The sequence below is a fragment of the Nonomuraea mesophila genome (genome assembly GCF_004352805.1).
In the GTDB taxonomy this organism is placed as follows: Bacteria; Actinomycetota; Actinomycetes; order Streptosporangiales; family Streptosporangiaceae; genus Nonomuraea; species Nonomuraea longispora.
Map to the genome: position 1 here is coordinate 1 of NZ_SMLD01000106.1, position 16412 is coordinate 16412.

General features: G+C 70.8%; 14 protein-coding genes. 6 read left to right on the plus strand and 8 right to left on the minus strand.

Translation table 11 applies throughout. From position 1 onward, the window contains the following. Positions 1 to 15 precede the first annotated feature (15 nt). The 6 genes from E1295_RS31425 to mtrA form a co-directional block, all read right to left on the minus strand. Positions 16 to 714 carry a response regulator gene (locus E1295_RS31425; protein ID WP_132635872.1) on the minus strand — a complete coding sequence of 233 codons (699 nt, stop codon included), beginning with the start codon at positions 712 to 714 and terminating at the stop codon, positions 16 to 18. 172 nt (positions 715 to 886) lie between these two features. Continuing rightward, positions 887 to 1555: a ribosome hibernation-promoting factor, HPF/YfiA family gene (hpf, locus tag E1295_RS31430; RefSeq protein WP_132635875.1), complete on the minus strand. Its 669-nt coding sequence runs from the start codon at positions 1553 to 1555 to the stop codon at positions 887 to 889. 612 nt (positions 1556 to 2167) lie between these two features. Beyond that, positions 2168 to 2890, minus strand: a complete 723-nt coding sequence (locus E1295_RS31435) for a ComF family protein (RefSeq protein WP_246080573.1) — start codon at positions 2888 to 2890, stop codon at positions 2168 to 2170. Between the two features lie 30 nt (positions 2891 to 2920). After that, complete coding sequence (locus tag E1295_RS31440; RefSeq protein WP_132635878.1) at positions 2921 to 4657, minus strand: LpqB family beta-propeller domain-containing protein; 1737 nt, start codon at positions 4655 to 4657, stop codon at positions 2921 to 2923. Then, complete coding sequence (gene mtrB / locus E1295_RS31445; RefSeq protein WP_132635881.1) at positions 4644 to 6392, minus strand: MtrAB system histidine kinase MtrB; 1749 nt, start codon at positions 6390 to 6392, stop codon at positions 4644 to 4646. The genes E1295_RS31440 and mtrB overlap by 14 nt, the downstream gene beginning before the upstream one ends. Before the next feature lie 18 nt (positions 6393 to 6410). After that, entirely contained in the window at positions 6411 to 7088 is a 678-nt protein-coding gene (gene mtrA, locus E1295_RS31450; RefSeq protein ID WP_043620615.1) for an MtrAB system response regulator MtrA, read from the minus strand. A gap of 508 nt (positions 7089 to 7596) precedes the next feature. On the opposite strand from mtrA, the gene E1295_RS31455 reads away from it, so the two are divergent. From E1295_RS31455 to E1295_RS31475, 5 genes are read left to right on the plus strand one after another with little or no spacing between them, the layout of a single operon-like run. Then, positions 7597 to 8628: a DUF7847 domain-containing protein gene (locus E1295_RS31455; protein WP_246080574.1), complete on the plus strand. Its 1032-nt coding sequence runs from the start codon at positions 7597 to 7599 to the stop codon at positions 8626 to 8628. Continuing rightward, positions 8625 to 9290: a DUF4129 domain-containing protein gene (locus tag E1295_RS31460; RefSeq protein WP_132635884.1), complete on the plus strand. Its 666-nt coding sequence runs from the start codon at positions 8625 to 8627 to the stop codon at positions 9288 to 9290. The genes E1295_RS31455 and E1295_RS31460 overlap by 4 nt, the downstream gene beginning before the upstream one ends. Then, entirely contained in the window at positions 9287 to 10465 is a 1179-nt protein-coding gene (locus tag E1295_RS31465; protein ID WP_132635887.1) for a DUF4350 domain-containing protein, read from the plus strand. The genes E1295_RS31460 and E1295_RS31465 overlap by 4 nt, the downstream gene beginning before the upstream one ends. After that, positions 10455 to 11435 carry an AAA family ATPase gene (locus E1295_RS31470; RefSeq protein ID WP_181958070.1) on the plus strand — a complete coding sequence of 327 codons (981 nt, stop codon included), beginning with the start codon at positions 10455 to 10457 and terminating at the stop codon, positions 11433 to 11435. The genes E1295_RS31465 and E1295_RS31470 overlap by 11 nt, the downstream gene beginning before the upstream one ends. A gap of 35 nt (positions 11436 to 11470) precedes the next feature. Further along, positions 11471 to 12856: a DUF58 domain-containing protein gene (locus E1295_RS31475; RefSeq protein WP_132635890.1), complete on the plus strand. Its 1386-nt coding sequence runs from the start codon at positions 11471 to 11473 to the stop codon at positions 12854 to 12856. 66 nt (positions 12857 to 12922) lie between these two features. On the opposite strand, the gene E1295_RS31480 is transcribed toward E1295_RS31475, so the two are convergent. Further along, positions 12923 to 13915, minus strand: a complete 993-nt coding sequence (locus tag E1295_RS31480) for a stage II sporulation protein M (protein WP_132635893.1) — start codon at positions 13913 to 13915, stop codon at positions 12923 to 12925. A gap of 51 nt (positions 13916 to 13966) precedes the next feature. Here E1295_RS31480 and E1295_RS31485 point away from each other — a divergent pair, with 51 nt between their 5' ends. Continuing rightward, the gene (locus tag E1295_RS31485) at positions 13967 to 14977 is read left to right on the plus strand and encodes an RDD family protein (protein WP_166427494.1); all 1011 of its coding nucleotides are present in this window, start codon (positions 13967 to 13969) and stop codon (positions 14975 to 14977) included. A 37-nt stretch (positions 14978 to 15014) separates the two neighbouring features. Here the strand turns inward: E1295_RS31485 and E1295_RS31490 are convergent, their stop codons facing one another. Further along, positions 15015 to 16397, minus strand: a complete 1383-nt coding sequence (locus E1295_RS31490; RefSeq protein WP_132635899.1) for an LVIVD repeat-containing protein — start codon at positions 16395 to 16397, stop codon at positions 15015 to 15017. Positions 16398 to 16412: the final 15 nt, after the last annotated feature.

Sequence of the window (16412 nt, forward strand, 5' to 3'; positions counted from 1 at the left end):
GGGCGTGGGCGCGGGTCAGGTGATCTCGAGCATGCGTTCGCGTACCGCGTAGACCACGGCCTCCATCCGCGAGTGCAGTTGCAGCTTGTCGAGGATGTTGCGCACGTGGTTCTTCACGGTGTTCTCGGAGATGAACAGCTGCTTGGCGATCTCGCGGTTGTTCATGCCCTTGGCCACCAGCCGCAGCACCTCCATCTCCCGGTCGGTGAGCCGGGGGACGGGGAGCTGGGGCGGGCGCTCGGCCTCCTTGCGGCTCATGTTCGCGAACTCGCTGATGAGCTTGGCCGCCATCGCCGGGTTGATTAACGACTGGCCCTCGTGGACGCCGCGTACCGCGGCCGGGACGTCGTTGATCTGGACGTCTTTCAGCAGGTAGCCGGTGGCGCCCGCCTTGATGGCCTCGAAGAGGTCTTCTTCCTCGTCACTCACCGTCAGCATGATGATGCGGGTGCTCGGGACGGAGGCCTTGATGCCCTTCGCCGCCTCGATGCCGTCCTGCCGCGGCATGCGTACGTCCATGAGGGCGACGTCGGGCGTGAGGCGGTCGGCCAGTTCGACCGCCTCCTGCCCGTCGCTCGCCTCACCGACCACCTCGATGTCGGGCTCCGCGGCCAGCGCCAGCGCCAGGCTGCGTCTGATCAGCTCGTGGTCGTCCACGATCATCACGCGGATCGGCTCGCTCTCGGACGCGCGGACCTCGCCGGACTCGGTCACGAGGCCTCCTTGGGCAGCCTCGCGACTGTGTGTTCCTCGCTTCGCTCGCTCATCTGAACCTGACTGAGCTCGCTCACGTCTCCTCCTCGTCGGGGGGCCAGAGCCGTTGAACCGCCATGATGGCACGGGTGCCGCGGTTCTCGGGTGGTCGAGAAGATCTTTCAGCGCGCTGTCAGGGCTCTACGAGCCGCAGCACACCATAGTTGTAACCGCGTCTGTTGTAGACGACACACGGCTGGCCGCTCTCTTTGTCGCGGAACAGGTAGAAATCGTGTCCGACCAGTTCCATCTCGAGGAGGGCCTGGTCGATGGTCATGGGCTCCGCCCTGTGGAACTTCTCCCGTACGATGAGCGGGCCGTCGCCGTCCATCTCGATCGGGACGATGTCGTCGTAGAGCCGGTCGTTCTTCTCCTGCTCGTCCTCGTCGGGTTCCTGGGCCTGCTTGGGGACGGAGGGCTTGGTGACCTGGGGAAGCCCGGTGACGTCAGGGAGCGTCGCGGTGATCTCCGCGACGGAAGGCGGGCAGTGGTTGCCGTGGTGGACCTTGCGCCGGTCGGCCAGTCGCCTGAGGCGGCCTTCCAGCTTGTCGAGTGCCAGGTCGAGGGCTGCGAACCGGTCGTCGGCCGACGCTTCCGCGCGGATGGCCGGCCCCTTCGAGTGAATGGTGAGCTCGACGCGCTCCCGCCGGTCGGCGATGCGCGGGTTGCGTTCCTTCGACACCTCCACGTCGACTCGGATGATGTTGTTGTCCAGACGTTCGATCCTGGCCAGCTTGGATGTCACGTGGTCTCGGAACCGGTCACTCACTCCTGTGTGCCGACCCTTGACGATGATGTCCATGCAACAGCCCCCCTTCGTCTAACGACTGAGCAAGAGCGCCCGACGACGTGCGTGCCGGGCGGGGTCTTCTGTCTGCCTTTCTGCCACCGTTACCCTCTTCCGACTGGGCGTCACCGGGAACTCGGAGGGCACCCGCCCGGCCGACCTGGTCTTCGACCCCACATTCGCCTGCTGAGGGTCTCGCAGCTCTGTCGCCACTACTGCCCTTCTCTTCTGGCGAGGGACATCTGGCCCCTCGGGAAGGCAGGACTTACCCCTAAGCCGCACCGTGATCGGTCGACAAAGAGTCGCCTTACGTGGACCGTTTTGCCTGCGGCTGGCATCGGCTAGCAGAGCCGGGAACACCGGCCCTGCGCAACCACGGACCCGAACGGGTGCCATGTCAGAACGCTATCCGCATCCAGGGAGAATGTCAGCCGGAGGGCCCGCCAAACGATCACTTTCCGTGATTTACAGCCGAATGGAAAGCGCCTTCCGACATCCGCTTCGACAGGCCGGGACCCCTTACGGGCACGTACGTCCTGACCCCTGAGCTGGCCCGTCACCTCACTAGGGGAAGGAACATCTAACCTTCCGGCTAGAGCGGCGAATTGGATCTTTCTTTACTCACCGTCACCGTAACGACTTCCAAGATCTTCGGCGTGTCGCGGCGACGGTGACCGCGAGCGGGCTCCGCACACCTGCCGCCCGCAGCGCCCGCGCGGCCTCGGCGAGGGTCGCCCCGGTGGTCACGATGTCATCTACGAGCAGCGCAACGGGCGCTGGAGGGCCGCAGGCGGGCGAGGCGACCTGGAGTGACCCCCTCAGGTTCACGGCCCTCTCCGCGGAGCTCAGGCCCGCCTGGTCGGCGACGCCGCGCGCCTGGACCAGCCCCGCCCACACGCGCGCCGGCACGCCGTACGCCCTCAGGTCGCGCGCGACCAGCACGGCCAGCCGCCCCACCGGATCGTGACCCCTGCCGCGCACGCTCCGCCGCGCGCTGGGCACGGCGACCACCGCGACCGGCCCGCGCGCCCACGCCGCCGGCGTCCGCCCGATCGCCGTCACGGCGGTGAAGGCCACCGCCTGCGCCAGCACCCCGGCCAGCGCCACCGCGCCCCGCTCCTTGTAGGCCACCACCGCCCTCCTGACCGCACCTGTGTAGGGCGCCGCCGACCAGCAGTCGGGCAGGCCGGGCGGGGCCGGGTCGGGCCTGCGCCTGGCGGGCGAGGCGGTCAGCCCGGCGACGCAGCCCGCGCAGAGGCGCGCCCCCTTGGCGCCGCAGCCCGCGCAGGCGCCGGGAAGGACCAGATCGAGTACGGCGGTCAGCACGCCGTCCAGCATGCCGCCCGCCACCGACGGTTTCCCGCGCGCTACGGAAGGTGGTCAGCCCAGGGGGAAGAGGGGGCTGCCGGCGTTCGACTCGACCTTCGGCACCCAGGTCTGGCGGTCCTGGTTCAGCTCGACGATCTTCGTCTCCTTGTCGGTGCGCACCTCGCCCAGCACGCGGTCGTCCAGCGCCGCGAGCGAGGCGAGGCGGTCCTTCAACGGCACCCCGACCGTCTCGCCGTCGCCCACGTTGATCTCGTTGAGTATCTGCCCGGCCTTGCTTTCGACCAGGACCAGCAGGTGCTCGTCGTCGCTCCACGTGACGTCGACGATCTCGTCGCCCACCTCGGTCGTGGTCAGGTTCCTGAAGTTGCCGAGCACGAGCCCCTTAGAGGTCGGCGTGAGGGCGCCGATCTGCACGGTGTTCCTGCCCATGGTGACGAACACGCGCACTCCGTCCCTCGCGATGCGCAGGCGGGTGACGTCGAGGCCGGCCAGCTTGGGCGCGGAGACCCGCTCGGGCTCCCGGCCGCTCGACGAGTCGTACCGCAGCAGGACGCCCTTGTCGTTGTCGTACGTCCACAGGGACCCGTCGCGATGGAACGTCGGCGGCGTGAGCTCCGTGCCGGGGATGACCTCCTGCCAGCGCCCCTCCCTGGTGAGTTTCGCCATGGAGACGCCGGTCGAGGTCTTGGCGGCGATGAGAGCGGTGTCCTCCTTCGACAGGGCGAAGTCGGTGTAGCCCGCGCGCTGCTCGCCCGCCGCGCCGGGCACGGCGCCCGCGGGGCCTTCCCTGCCCATGAAGTGCACGGCGCCGTTGTCGACGAAGTAGGCGGTGTCGCCCCCGTCGTCCATCCAGGGATCATCGGGGTCGGGCCGGTCGACGGCGTACGTCTCACCGTCGACCTGGATCTCGATCGTGCGCCCCTTGGCGACGTCGTTGTCGGCGAAGCTGTGCCTGATCTGCGCCCTGATCGCAGCCTCGGCGCTCAGGTCTCCCAGGTCGAACGGACCGGAGAGGTTGACCAGCACCCGTTCCTCGTTCCACCGGATGGACTCGATCTCCGTGCCCTCGGGGAAGCTCGTGGTCACCGCGCCGCGAAGGGTGGTGGTGGGCTCTTTCAGCAGGCGTTCGAGAATGGTCCTGGCGAAGCTCTCCGTCGGCCTCATCCGCAGGCGTACGCGGTCGACGACGAGCCGGTCCGGCATGTCGGCGTTGAGGTAGTAGAGGTTCGCGGGCCGGTACGCGCGCACCACGTCGGAGTTGGTGAGCAGCAGCCCGGCGGGCAGCTTGTTGACGAGATAGCCGCCCTGCGGGGTCTTGACGAGCTCGAACGTCCCCCCACCCCATGGTCCGGCCGTGGGGGCGTAGGCGTCGTCGGTCCCGATGCTGGCCACCCACTGGGCCTTGAGCGTGATCTGCAGCACGGTCTCGGTGCCGTCGCGCGGCGTGGGATAGGTGATCTCGAACGCGTCCTCGATCACCTTCACCGGCCCGGCGGGGCTCCACTTGGCCCGGGCCTCGGGGGTCAGGTATTGAGGCAGGATCGACGGGTCGTCGGCGTACGCGGCCATGGCGGCCTGCAGGCCCTTGATGGTGTCCTCGGGCCCCCAGTTCGGCTGGGGCGGGATGGCGATCATGCGCTGGAACGGTTTGTTCAGCGGGTCGCCGCCGGTGCCGTCGTCGCCCACCGTGTACGGCCCCGTCACGGGGATCACGGTGCAGCCGCTGCCCGCGAGGACCAGCGCGAGGGCGATCGCGATCGCGGCGCCGAGCCGGCTAGTCCTCGTCATGACCGGCTCCGTCCGCGGAGGCGGGCAGCAGGACGGGCGTCATGGCGCCGCGCCACGTACGCCGCATCTCGATCTCCGGCGGCACCAGTGACAGCGGCGAGCCCTTCAGGTCGGCGCCGGCCGTCCTCGGCAGCGTCAGCCTGAACTGCGAGCCTTCGCCCGGCTGCCCCCAAGCCTGGAGCCAGCCGCCGTGCAGCGTGGCGTCCTCGCGGGAGATCGCGAGACCGAGCCCCGTGCCGCCGATGGTGCGCGCCCGCGAGGGGTCGGCCCGCCAGAACCGGTCGAACACCAGCGTGTCCTCGCCGCCCTTCAGGCCGATCCCGTGGTCGCGTACGGCGATGGCCACGGCGTCCCTGTCGGCGCCCACGGTGACCACGACGTCCCTGCCCTCGCCGTGCTCGATCGCGTTGAACAGCAGGTTGCGCAGGATGCGCTCGACCCTGCGGTTGTCGATCTCGGCCATGCACGGCTCGTTGGGCAGGCGCAGCTCGAAGCGGGTGGAGTGGCGCTCGGCCAGCGCCTCGGAGTCGCCGATGGCCCGCAGCACCACGTCGCGCACGTCCACCGAGTCGAGGTCGAGCGTGGCGGCCCCGGCGTCGTAGCGGCTGATCTCCAGCAGGTCGGCCAGCATCGCCTCGAACCGCTCCAGCTGGGCCTGCATGAGCTCGGCGGAGCGGGAGGCCATCGGGTCGAAGTCCTCGCGGGCGTCGTACAGCAGGTCGGCGGCCATGCGCACGGTGGTCAGCGGGGTGCGCAGCTCGTGGGAGACGTCGGAGACGAACTGCCGCTGGACCTGCGAGAGCTCCTCCAGCTGGTGGATCTTCAGCGCGAGGTTGGCGGCCATCTCGTTGAACGAGTTCGCCAGGCGGGCGAGGTCGTCCTCGCCGCGCACCTTGAGGCGTTCGTCCAGTTTTCCGGCGGCCAGGCGTTCGGCGGCCTGGCGCGCGAGGCGTACGGGGGAGACGACCTGGCGGGCGACCAGGTAGGCGATCGCGGCGAGCAGCAGCACGAGGCCGAGGCCCACCACGACGATGGCGAGCCTGACGTTGGTGAGCAGTTCCTCTTCCTCGGTGAAGGGGAAGAAGTGGTAGACCTCGTAGTTCTGGCCGGTGGCGGGCACGTGCACGACGCCGCCGACCACGAAGGTGAGCCTGGGCTGGCTCTCGCCGGGGAACTTGATCTTGTGGACGTTGCCGACGGGCTTGCCGTATTCGCGGTTGCTCAGGTAGCGGAGCAGGTGCGCCCGGAGGTTCGGGGGCACGCTGCTTCGCACGACGCTGCCGGACGCCCGCGACTGGCCCGGGGTGGTCGGGTTGAGGATCAGCACGTCGTAGCGCTTCTTGGAGCCGTCCTCGCCCGACCCGGTGACGGTGTCCATGACCTCGTCCAGCGGGTTGACCGAACCGGTCTTGGAGCTGTCGGCGGTCTTGGTCTGCTCGTCGGTGTCGGGGGCCAGCGCGTCGGCGATCTGCAGGCGGTCGGCGAACGCCTCGCTGATGGAGGACTGCTGGCTGCTGTCGACCACCGACTTGTTGATCTGGCCGAACAGGAACGTGCCGAGCACCACGACCACGATCACGGAGATCACCAGCGTGCTGGTGACGACCTGGAGCTGTAGCGAGCGCCGCCAGATGCTGCGCGCCCTGCCCGCCGCACGACGGACCCGCCGGCGAGCTCCGCCGAGGATCTGGCGGAGTGTACGCCTGCGTGTTCTCGTCTTCCTGATCGGGGGCATGGCAGGGCTGGGCGGAGGCTAGGCGGGGCCGGCTTTGTAACCCACGCCGCGGACGGTCACCACGATCTCGGGGTGCTCGGGGTCCTTCTCGATCTTGGCCCTGAGCCGCTGGACGTGCACGTTGACCAGCCGCGTGTCGGCCGCGTGACGGTAGCCCCATACCTGCTCCAGCAGGACCTCCCGGGTGAACACCTGGCGCGGCTTGCGGGCGAGCGCGACGAGCAGGTCGAACTCGAGCGGCGTGAGGTTGATGGTCTCCTCGCCGCGCTTGACCGAGTGTCCCGCCACGTCGATCGTGATGTCGCCGATCTGCAGGATCTCGGGGGTCGGCTCGTCGGTACGGCGCAGGCGCGCCCGCACCCTGGCGACCAGCTCCTTCGGCTTGAACGGCTTGACGATGTAGTCGTCGGCACCGGACTCCAGCCCGAGCACGACGTCTATCGTGTCGCTCTTGGCCGTGAGCATGACGATCGGAACGCCCGACTCCGCCCTGATCCTGCGCGCGACGTCGATGCCGTCGGCCCCCGGCAGCATCAGGTCGAGCAGCACCAGGTCGGGGCGTGTATCGCGGAAAGCGTCAAGGGCCTTGTCCCCGTCGGAGACAAATGACGGCTCGAAACCCTCCCCTCGCAACACGATCCCCAGCATCTCGGCGAGAGCGGCGTCGTCATCGACGACCAGCACGCGACCTTTCATGGCCCCTCATTCGTTCTACGCATTGTGGGACATACCCGCACGATCGCTGAAGGTTACCCTTGGTGGGCTCATGAGTGTGACTCAAGCCTCGCAAAAGGGCGAATTTCCGGTCCGCCCCCGCGATCGCAATCTCAGTCTGCGGTAACGGAGCAACTTTCTGCCATCCCTGGACGCGAACACGGGCCGGATTCGCCGAAGAATACGGCCCCGCCGAGGCTCCGGATCGGCCCGGCCGCACTCGCGACACCAATCTCTCGCTCAGCATGCCAGGATTGGGGATATGTCAGACGGTCACGGTCCCACGCCCGAGACGCCATCAGGCTGGTCGGCCGAGCAGCCCCCGCCCTACAGCGCCCCGCCGGCCTCCCCGTGGACCGCGCCAGGTTCGCAACAGCAGGTGCCGCACGGGGCTCCCTACGGGCAGCAATCACCACACCAGCCGCCTCACGGGCCGGGGCCCCAGCCACCCTACCCGCCACATCAGCACCCCCAGCCCGTCTACGGCGCCATGCCGCCGCCCGCGCTGCGGCCCGGCATCATCCCGCTGCGCCCCCTGCAGCTCGGCGACCTGCTCGACGGCACGATCAAGCTCATCAGGTCCAACCCGAAGGCCGTGCTCGGCCTGTCGGCCATCGCCGCCCTGATCGCGTCGGTGCCGCTCGCGGTGGGGCAGGCCTTCCTGCTCAACACGATGGGCGGAGCGCTCGCCGACCCCGGCAACGTGGCCGCCGCGGAGGCCCAGCTCACCGGCCTGGCCGGCCTCGCCTCCCAGTACGGCGGCACCCTGCTCTCCTACGCCATCCAGTTCGTCGCGGTCACCCTGCTGACCGGCGTGCTGACCCGGATACTCGGCCGGGCCGTCTTCGGCGGCAAGCTCACCGCCGGGGAGGCCTGGCAACTGGTCAAGAGCCGGGTGCCCGCGTTGTTCGGCGTGGTGGGGCTGATGGCCGTGCTCATGCTGGTGCCGGCGCTCGTCCTCGTCCTGCTCATCGTGGTCTTCTCGCTCAACGCCTCCGCCGGCGACCTCGGCTGGCTGGCCCTGACGGGCATCGTGTTCCTCATCGCGTACATCGGCTACTACCTGTTCATCCGGACCCGCTTCGCCTTCGCCTCGCCCGCCGTGGTCCTCGAAGGGCGCAGCCCGATCGACGCCATGCGCCGCTCGTGGCACCTGGTGACCGGCGACTTCTGGCGGGTGTTCGGCATCCTGCTGCTCACCTCGCTGCTCGTCGGGCTCGTGGCGGGCATCCTGTCGGTGCCGTTCACGATCGCGGGCACGCTCTTCGGCATGCTCGGCGCGGGCTCGGTGGCGACGGCGGTCGTGTCGGCCGTGCTGATCGCCATCGGCGGCACGCTGAGCGCCATGTTCGCCTATCCGTTCGAGGCCGGGGTCGCCGGTCTGCTCTACGCCGACCGCCGCATGCGCAGTGAGGCGTTCGACCTCGTCCTGCAGACCGCGGCCATCGAGCAGCAGCGCCAGGGCTGGGTGCACGCCTCCGCCGACGAGCTGTGGCACCCGTCCAACTCCGCCAGGCCGTGAGCCCGATCGACAGGGAGGAGGCGGCGCGGCAAGCCGCGCGCGAGCTGCTCGATCCCGCCTACGAGACGGAATCGCTGCCCGACCGGGTCTACCGATGGGTCATGCAGTTCCTCGGCGACCTGGTCGACGCCACCGTGGGCGGCGGCGCGGTCGGCAGCGTCATCGCGTCCGTGGTGATCGTCGCCATCATCATCGGGGTGATCGTGCTGATCTCGTGGCAGTTGCGCAGGTCCTCGCGCAGGAACGCAGCCGCGATGGGCACGCTGTTCGGCCGGCGGACGATGAGCGCGGCCGAGCACCGGCAGTCGGCGGAACGGCTGGCCGCCGAGGAGCAGTGGGCCCCCGCCCTCCAGGAACGCCTCCGGGCCATCGCCCGCGACCTGGAGGAGCGCGCGCTCGTCGACGGCATGCCCGGGCGCACGGCCCACGAGCTGGCCGCCGAGGCCGCCGTCCCCCTGCCGGACTTCGCGGACGAGCTGGCCATGGCGGCCCGCTCGTTCGACGACGTCACCTACGGCGGCGTGCCGGGCACCCGCGAGGCCTACGCGCGGATGGCCGACCTCGACGACCGCGTCAGCCAGGCCCGCCCCGTGCCCATCGCGTCCCAGACGGCCGCCGCGCCCGCGGCGGGCCCGTGGACGAACGCCGGAGGCGGCTCATGAGCGTGACCACGAGCCCTCCCGCCGCCGGCGAGTCCAGGCCGACCTCCCCGACCCCCCGCGCCACCTGGCGCGCGAGCCGGCTCATCGTGCTGTTCGGCGTGCTCATCGTGCTCGCGGGGGTGGCGAGCGTGCTGCTCGGCGGAAACCGCGGCCCCACACGTCCCCTCGACCCCGAGGACACGTCGCTGATGGGCTCGAAGGCCCTGGCCGAACTGCTGCGCGACCGGGGCGTCACCGTCGACCGGGTCGACTCCGCGCAGGCCGCCGTCGACAAGGCCGCCACAGGTGAGCGCCTGCTGCTCATCACCGACCAGGCGTACGTCGACGCGCGCCCCCTCGCCGGGCTCCCCGGCGGCCGGCTGATCGTCGGCGACGTCTTCGGCCTGGACACCCTGGCCCCGGAGGTGAGCACGGAGGCCCAGCCCGCACGCCCCCGCTCGCGCGACCCCGAATGCCCGCTGCCCGCCGCCCGTGCCGCGGGCAGCGCCCACATGGGCGGCGTCGTCCTTCACGGTCCGCCGGGCTCCACCGGCTGCTACCCGGCCGGCGACGGGCACACGCTGGTCAGCTACCCAGGCGGCAGGGGCGTCACCACCGTCGTCGGCGACGGCGGCTTCATGACCAACCAGCGGCTGGCCGAGGACGGCAACGCGGCGCTCGCGCTCAACCTCCTCAGCACCGGCAAGCCCGTGACCTGGCTGGTCCCGCCGGACAACCCGCCGCCCCGGGAGCTGGCGGGCGAGCAGGGCCAGTCGATGTACGACCTGATGCCCGGCAACGTCCGCTGGACCATCTACATGGCGTTCATCGCCGTGGCGGTGGCGGCGTACTGGCGGGGCAGGCGGCTCGGGCCGGTGGTCGTGGAGAAGCTGCCCGTCGTCGTCAGGGCCGCCGAGACGGTCGAGGGGCGTGGCAGGCTCTACCGGGCCAGACGGGCCAGGGAACGCGCGGCCGCCGCGCTGCGCGCGGGCACGATCGACCGGCTCACGGCCAGGCTCGGGCTCGGCCACGGCGCGGGGCCGCATGAGGTCGTCCCGGCCCTCGCCGCCCGTACGGTGGAGGACCCGCACAGTCTCGGCGCGGCACTGTACGGGCCGCCGCCGGCGGACGACGCCCAGCTCGTCGAACTGGCCGGATACTTGGACATGATCGAAAGGCAGTTGAGTGAACTTTGACGAGACCTACCGCGTGACGAGTACCGACGACTCGGCGAGACAGGCGCTGGCGGCGTTGCGCGCCGAGGTGTCCAAAGCCGTGGTCGGGCAGGACGCGGTGGTGACGGGCATGGTCATCGCGCTGCTGTGCAGGGGCCACGTGCTGCTCGAAGGCGTGCCGGGCGTGGCCAAGACGCTGCTGGTGCGTACGTTGTCGGCGGCCCTGTCGCTCGACTTCAAGCGGGTGCAGTTCACGCCCGACCTGATGCCCGGCGACGTGACCGGCTCGCTGATCTACGACGCGAAGACCGCGCGGTTCGAGTTCCGCGAGGGCCCGGTGTTCACCAACCTGCTGCTCGCCGACGAGATCAACCGCACCCCGCCGAAGACGCAGGCCGCCCTGCTGGAAGCGATGGAGGAGCGGCAGGTCAGCGTCGAGGGCGCGGCCAAGGCGCTGCCCGACCCGTTCGTGGTGTGCGCCACCCAGAACCCCGTCGAGTACGAAGGCACCTACCAGCTTCCCGAGGCGCAGCTCGACCGGTTCCTGGTCAAGCTGACCGTGCCGCTGCCCCCGCGCGAGCAGGAGATCTCGGTGCTCGACCGGCACGCCCGCGGTTTCGACCCGCGCGACCTGTCGGAGGTCAAGGCCGTCGCCACGGCCGCCGACCTGGCCGCGGGCCGGGAGGCGGCGGCCGCCGTGCACGTGGCGCCCGAGGTGCTCGGCTACATCGTCGACGTCGCCCGCGCCACCAGGAGCTCGCCGGCGTTGCAGCTCGGCGTCTCGCCGCGTGGCGCCACCGCCCTGCTCGCGGCCTCCCGGGCGTGGGCGTGGTTGTCCGGGCGCCAGTATGTCACCCCCGACGACGTCAAGGCGCTGGCCAGGCCCGCGCTGCGGCACCGCGTCCAGCTCCGGCCCGAGGCCGAGCTGGAAGGGGCGACCGCGGACGGCCTGCTCGACGGCATCCTCTCCTCCGTCCCCGTCCCCCGCTGACAGGAGGGGGAACGAGTGAGGAGGGTGAGCGACCGATGGCGCTGACGGGACGTGCCGGGCTGGTGGCGGCGATCGGGATCCTGGTGGTGATGTTCGCGCCCCTGCCGGGGCCCGCGCTGGCCGGGGTGTGCCTGCTGCTCGCCGCCGCGATCATCGTCGACCTGGTGTTCGCGGGGGCGGTGCGCCCGCTCAGGTTCCACCGCTCCGGCGAGAGCCTGATGCGCCTGGGCCAGCGGGCCACGGTGGAGCTGGTGGTGGAGAACCCCGGCACCCGCCGCGTACGCGGGGTGCTCAGGGACGCCTGGCCGCCCTCCGCAGGGGCCTCACCCCGCGTCGCCCCGCTGGACGTACCGGCCGGCGAGCGGCGCAGGATCGTCGTGACGCTCGACCCGACGAGGCGCGGCGACCGGGCGTCCGTGGCGGTCACGGTGCGTTCGGTCGGGCCGCTCGGCCTGGCCGCCCGCCAGGGCAGCCACCAGGCTCCGTGGTCGGTGCGGGTGCTGCCGCCGTTCCTGTCGCGCAAGCACCTGCCTTCCAGGCTGGCCAGGCTGCGCGAGCTGGACGGGCAGCACCCCGCGCTGGTGCGCGGGCAGGGCACCGAGTTCGACTCGCTGCGCGAATACGTGGTGGGCGACGACGTACGTTCCATCGACTGGCGGGCGACCGCGCGCCGCCACGACGTCGTGGTGCGCACCTGGCGTCCCGAACGCGACCGCCGCGTGCTGATCGTGCTCGACACCGGCCGTACGTCGGCGGGCCGGGTGGGTGAGGCGCCGATCCCCCTGGCGGGCGCGGCGGGCGACGGCGGCGGCCTGCTGGCCCGGCGGGCCACGGGGCCGGATTCGCGGCCCTCGCCGGGCTGGCCGCGGCTCGACTGGTCGATGGACGCGGCGCTGCTGCTGGCCGCCCTCGCCGCGAGGGCCGGCGACCAGGTCGACTTCCTGGCCCACGACCGGGCCGTACGCGCGTGGGTGAGCGGGGAGTCGCGCACCGAGCTGCTGTCGTCGCTGGTCAACGCGATGGCGCCGATCGAGGCGGAGCTGGTCGAGGCCGACTCGCAGGGCATGGTGGCCACCATCCTGTCGAGGGCCAAGCGGCGTTGCCTGGTCGTCCTGCTGACGGACCTCAACCCGGCGGCGCTGGACGAGGGGCTGATGCCGGTGCTGCCGCAGTTGTCCTCGCGGCATCTGGTGCTGGTGGCCGGGGTGTCCGATCCGCTGGTCGCGGCCATGGCGGGCCGCCGCGACTCGGCGGAGCAGGTCTATGACGCGGCGGCGGCCGAGCATGCGCAGCTCGGGCGCAGGCGCATCACGGCGAGGTTGCGCCGGCACGGGGTCGAGGTGGTGGACGCGGCTCCGGACGACATCGCGCCCGCGCTCGCGGACGCGTACCTGGCGCTCAAGGCCGCGGGCCGTCTCTGAGCGCCGCGGGCGCGGGCCGCCTCTGAGCGCCGCAGGACGCAGGACGCCTCTGGGCGCCCGGGGTCGTCACGCGGATGGGGCCACGTCGGGGGCGCGTTCGAGGTCGCCGGTCTCGTTCTGCGCCACCGCCCGTCGGCCGAAGACGATCACGTACGTCAGGAAGACCACCTCGGCGAGCACCCCGATGCCCACCCGCGCCCACGTCGGCAGCCCCGACGGCGTCACGAACGCCTCGATCAGCCCCGACGCGAACAGCACCACGACAAGCCCGAGCGCCACGCTCATCACGGCTCTGCCCTGCTCGGCCAGCGCCTCGACCCGCCTGCGCGGCCCTGGGTCGACGACCGTCCAGCCCAGGCGCATGCCGACGGCCGCCGCCAGGAACACCGCGGTCAGCTCCAGGAGCCCGTGCGGCATGATGAGGCCGAAGAAGATGTCGAGTTTGTCCCTGGAGGCCATGAGGCCGCCCGAGACGGCGACATTCTCCGCGTTCGCGTAGAGCGCGTACGGGATCGGCAGCCCCAGCAGCACCGAGTACGCGATCATCTGCGCCGAGACGTACGCGTTGTTCAGCCACACGCGACCGGCGAACGACGCGGCCGGGTTCTCCGAGTAGTAGTCGGCGAAATCCTCCTCGACCAGCTGGGTGATCTCCTCAGGGCTGGCGATGGCGGTCTGGACCTCGGGGTTGTTCGCCACCCACGCACCCATCACGAACGCGACGACCAGGAACGCGGCCGAGCTCGCCAGCCACCACCACCGCGCCCGGTAGGCCACCACGGGGAACGTGACCGTGAAGAATCTCACCAGCTCCCGCCAGGCCGGTGTGTGCGCGCCGGTCACCGCGGACCTGGCCCTGGCCACCAGCGCGGACAACCGCCCGGCCAGCACCGGGTCGTTCGACGAGGAGCGCACGATGGACAGATGCGTCGAGACCCGCTGGTAGAGGTCGACCAGTTCGTCCGCCTCGGCGCCCGTCAATGACGAACGGTTCTTGACCAGGTAGTCGAGCCGGTCCCACACAGGGCGGTGCGCCGCGACGAAAGCATCGATGTCCACCCGAACATTCTGGCCGCTCAACCACCGCGACATAGCCGTTAGGCTCCAGTTATGTCGGAGGTTGTGACCGGCGACGCCGTCGTCGTCGAAGTGCGGGTGGCCCAGATGCCCTCGCGGGCGCTGGCGATCATCATTGACCTGGCGGTGCAGTTCACGGCGATGGTCGGCGCCTACGCGCTCCTGGGAGCGTTCGCGGGCGTCACCGACCTGGCCATGTTCAGCGCCGTCATGATCGTGCTGATGGTGCTGGTGATGATCGGCTATCCGGTGATCTTCGAGTCCGTCACCAGGGGCCGCAGTCTCGGCAAGCTGGCGCTCGGGCTCCGGGTGGTCAGTGACGACGGCGGCCCCGAGCGTTTCCGGCAGGCGTTGTTCCGCGGGCTGGCCGGGCTGGTCGAGTTCTGGGTGCTCGCCGGGGCGCCGGCGCTGATCGCCTCGCTGGTCTCGCAGCGGGGCAAGCGGCTGGGCGACGTGTTCGCGGGCACCATCGTGATCTCCGACCGGGCTCCGCGCGACACGGGGCAGGTCATCATGATGCCGCCGCCGCTGGCGAACTGGGCGGCCACGCTGGAGCTCTCCCAGTTGCCCGACGAGGTGGCCCAGGCGGCCAGGCAATACCTGCTGCGCTGGCCCGACCTGTCACCGCAGGTGCAGCACGAGATGGGCGTGCGCATCTCGACCCAGGTGGCCTCCTTCGTCTCCCCCGCGGCGCCCTCCGGCACGCCGCCGTACGCCTATCTGAGCGCCGTGCTGGCCGAGCGCCGCCGCAGGGAGCAGGCCAGGTTCGCGCAGCGGGCGGGGAGCGGCGGCGCGCCACAAGGCAGGCCACCAGGCCCGCCACAAAGCCCGCCACAAAGCCTGTACGCGCCGCAGCCAGGCCCTCCCCCGCCGGTCCCGCAGCCCGGCCCCTACGCCGCTCCTCCAGCGGCTCCGTTCCCCGGTTCCTACCCCGCGCCTCCGTCGGCTCCGCGGCCGTTGCCCGGCGCGCAGGCTCCGCCGCCGGCCGCTCCCGCGCCGGAGCCGCCCCAGGCGGCCCCGGGCGGGTTCGCGCCGCCCCAGTGACCCGCGAGGTCACCGGGACGGCGCGCAGCCTTCGAGGTCAGTGCCACCTGCCGTTGCGGTACGACTCCTGCGTCTGCGCGTTCAGCCGGTCGGTACGCACGTGCCTGGCGCTGTTCGTGAGCCGGTCGTCGATCCTGATGACGTCGAAGCCCTCGTGGAAGTCGGCCGCGTAGATGTAGCCGTTGTAGTAGTAGGCGGACCAGATGCCGCCGCCACCGCCGTTGGAGCGGGGGCCGCGCTCGAAGTAGCCGATCTCCCTCGGGTGGGCGGAGTCGGTGAAGTCCCAGACCGACAACCCGCCCATGTACCACGCCTGCACCATGATGTCGCGGCCCTTGACGGGGATCAGCGAGCCGTTGTGGGCGACGCAGTTCTCGCTGTCGTCCTGGTGCCGGGAGATCTTGAAGTAGCTCTTGAACGTGAACTGGCCGTTGGAGATGTCGTAGATCGCGTCGGCGCCGCGGTTGGGGCCGGTGGCCTCGTTGCAGGTGGCCGCGCCGCCGCCGCCGAGCTCGTCGGTGAAGACGACCTTCCTGGCGTCGTTGGTGAAGGTCGCCGAATGCCAGAACGCGAAGTTCGGGTCGGTGGTCCTGGCAGTGACCTTCGGGTCGAGCCGGTCGGAGATGTCGAACAGCACGCCGTCGCCCATGCAGGCGCCCGCCGCGATGTCCTTCTCCGCGTATGCGGTGATGTCGTGGCAGCCGGTGGTCGGGACGAGCAGGCCGGGCTGGTCCTCGTTGCCGCCGTCGGGGAAGACGACCGGAGTGGCGGCGACGTGCGCGGCCTGCGGGTGGCGCAGCGGCACCTTGATGATGGAGATCTTGTCGTGCGGCGGCTGGCAGTCGGGGAAGTTCGCCGCCGGCTGGTACGAGGAGACGTACACGTAGACGTTCTTGTGCCGGTCGCGTCCCTTGCCCGGCACCAGGGTCAGCGTGTGGGAGCCGCAGGCCGTTTCGACCGCCTTGATGTATCTCGGCCTGGCCTTGTTGGAGATGTCGAAGATGCGTACGCCTTCCCAGGCGTCCTTCTCGGTGGCCGACCGGTCGGTGCTGGCGCAGGAGTCGTCGCTGCGTGAGCTGTCGACGGCGGCGAACAGCAGGTCACCGTAGACGCTGACGTCCATCTGCCCGCCGGGGCAGACCACGGAGCTCACGACCCTGGCCCTCTTGGGGTTCCTGATGTCGTAGATGGAGAAGCCGCCGTAGTTGCCGACGTAGGCGTAGTCGCCCTGGAAGGCGATGTCGGTGTTGATGCTCGACGCGATGGCGTCCGGTTTGGGGACGTTCCTGACGTGGGTGACGTTGGGGCTGGTGACCACGGCGTCGGGCGGCGGGATGTCACTGGCGGTCGCGGGTGACGAGGTGAGCAGGAGCGCGACGGCCGCCCCTGCCATCGCGAGGACTCGGCGCGGACTGGTCATGCGGTATGCCTCCTT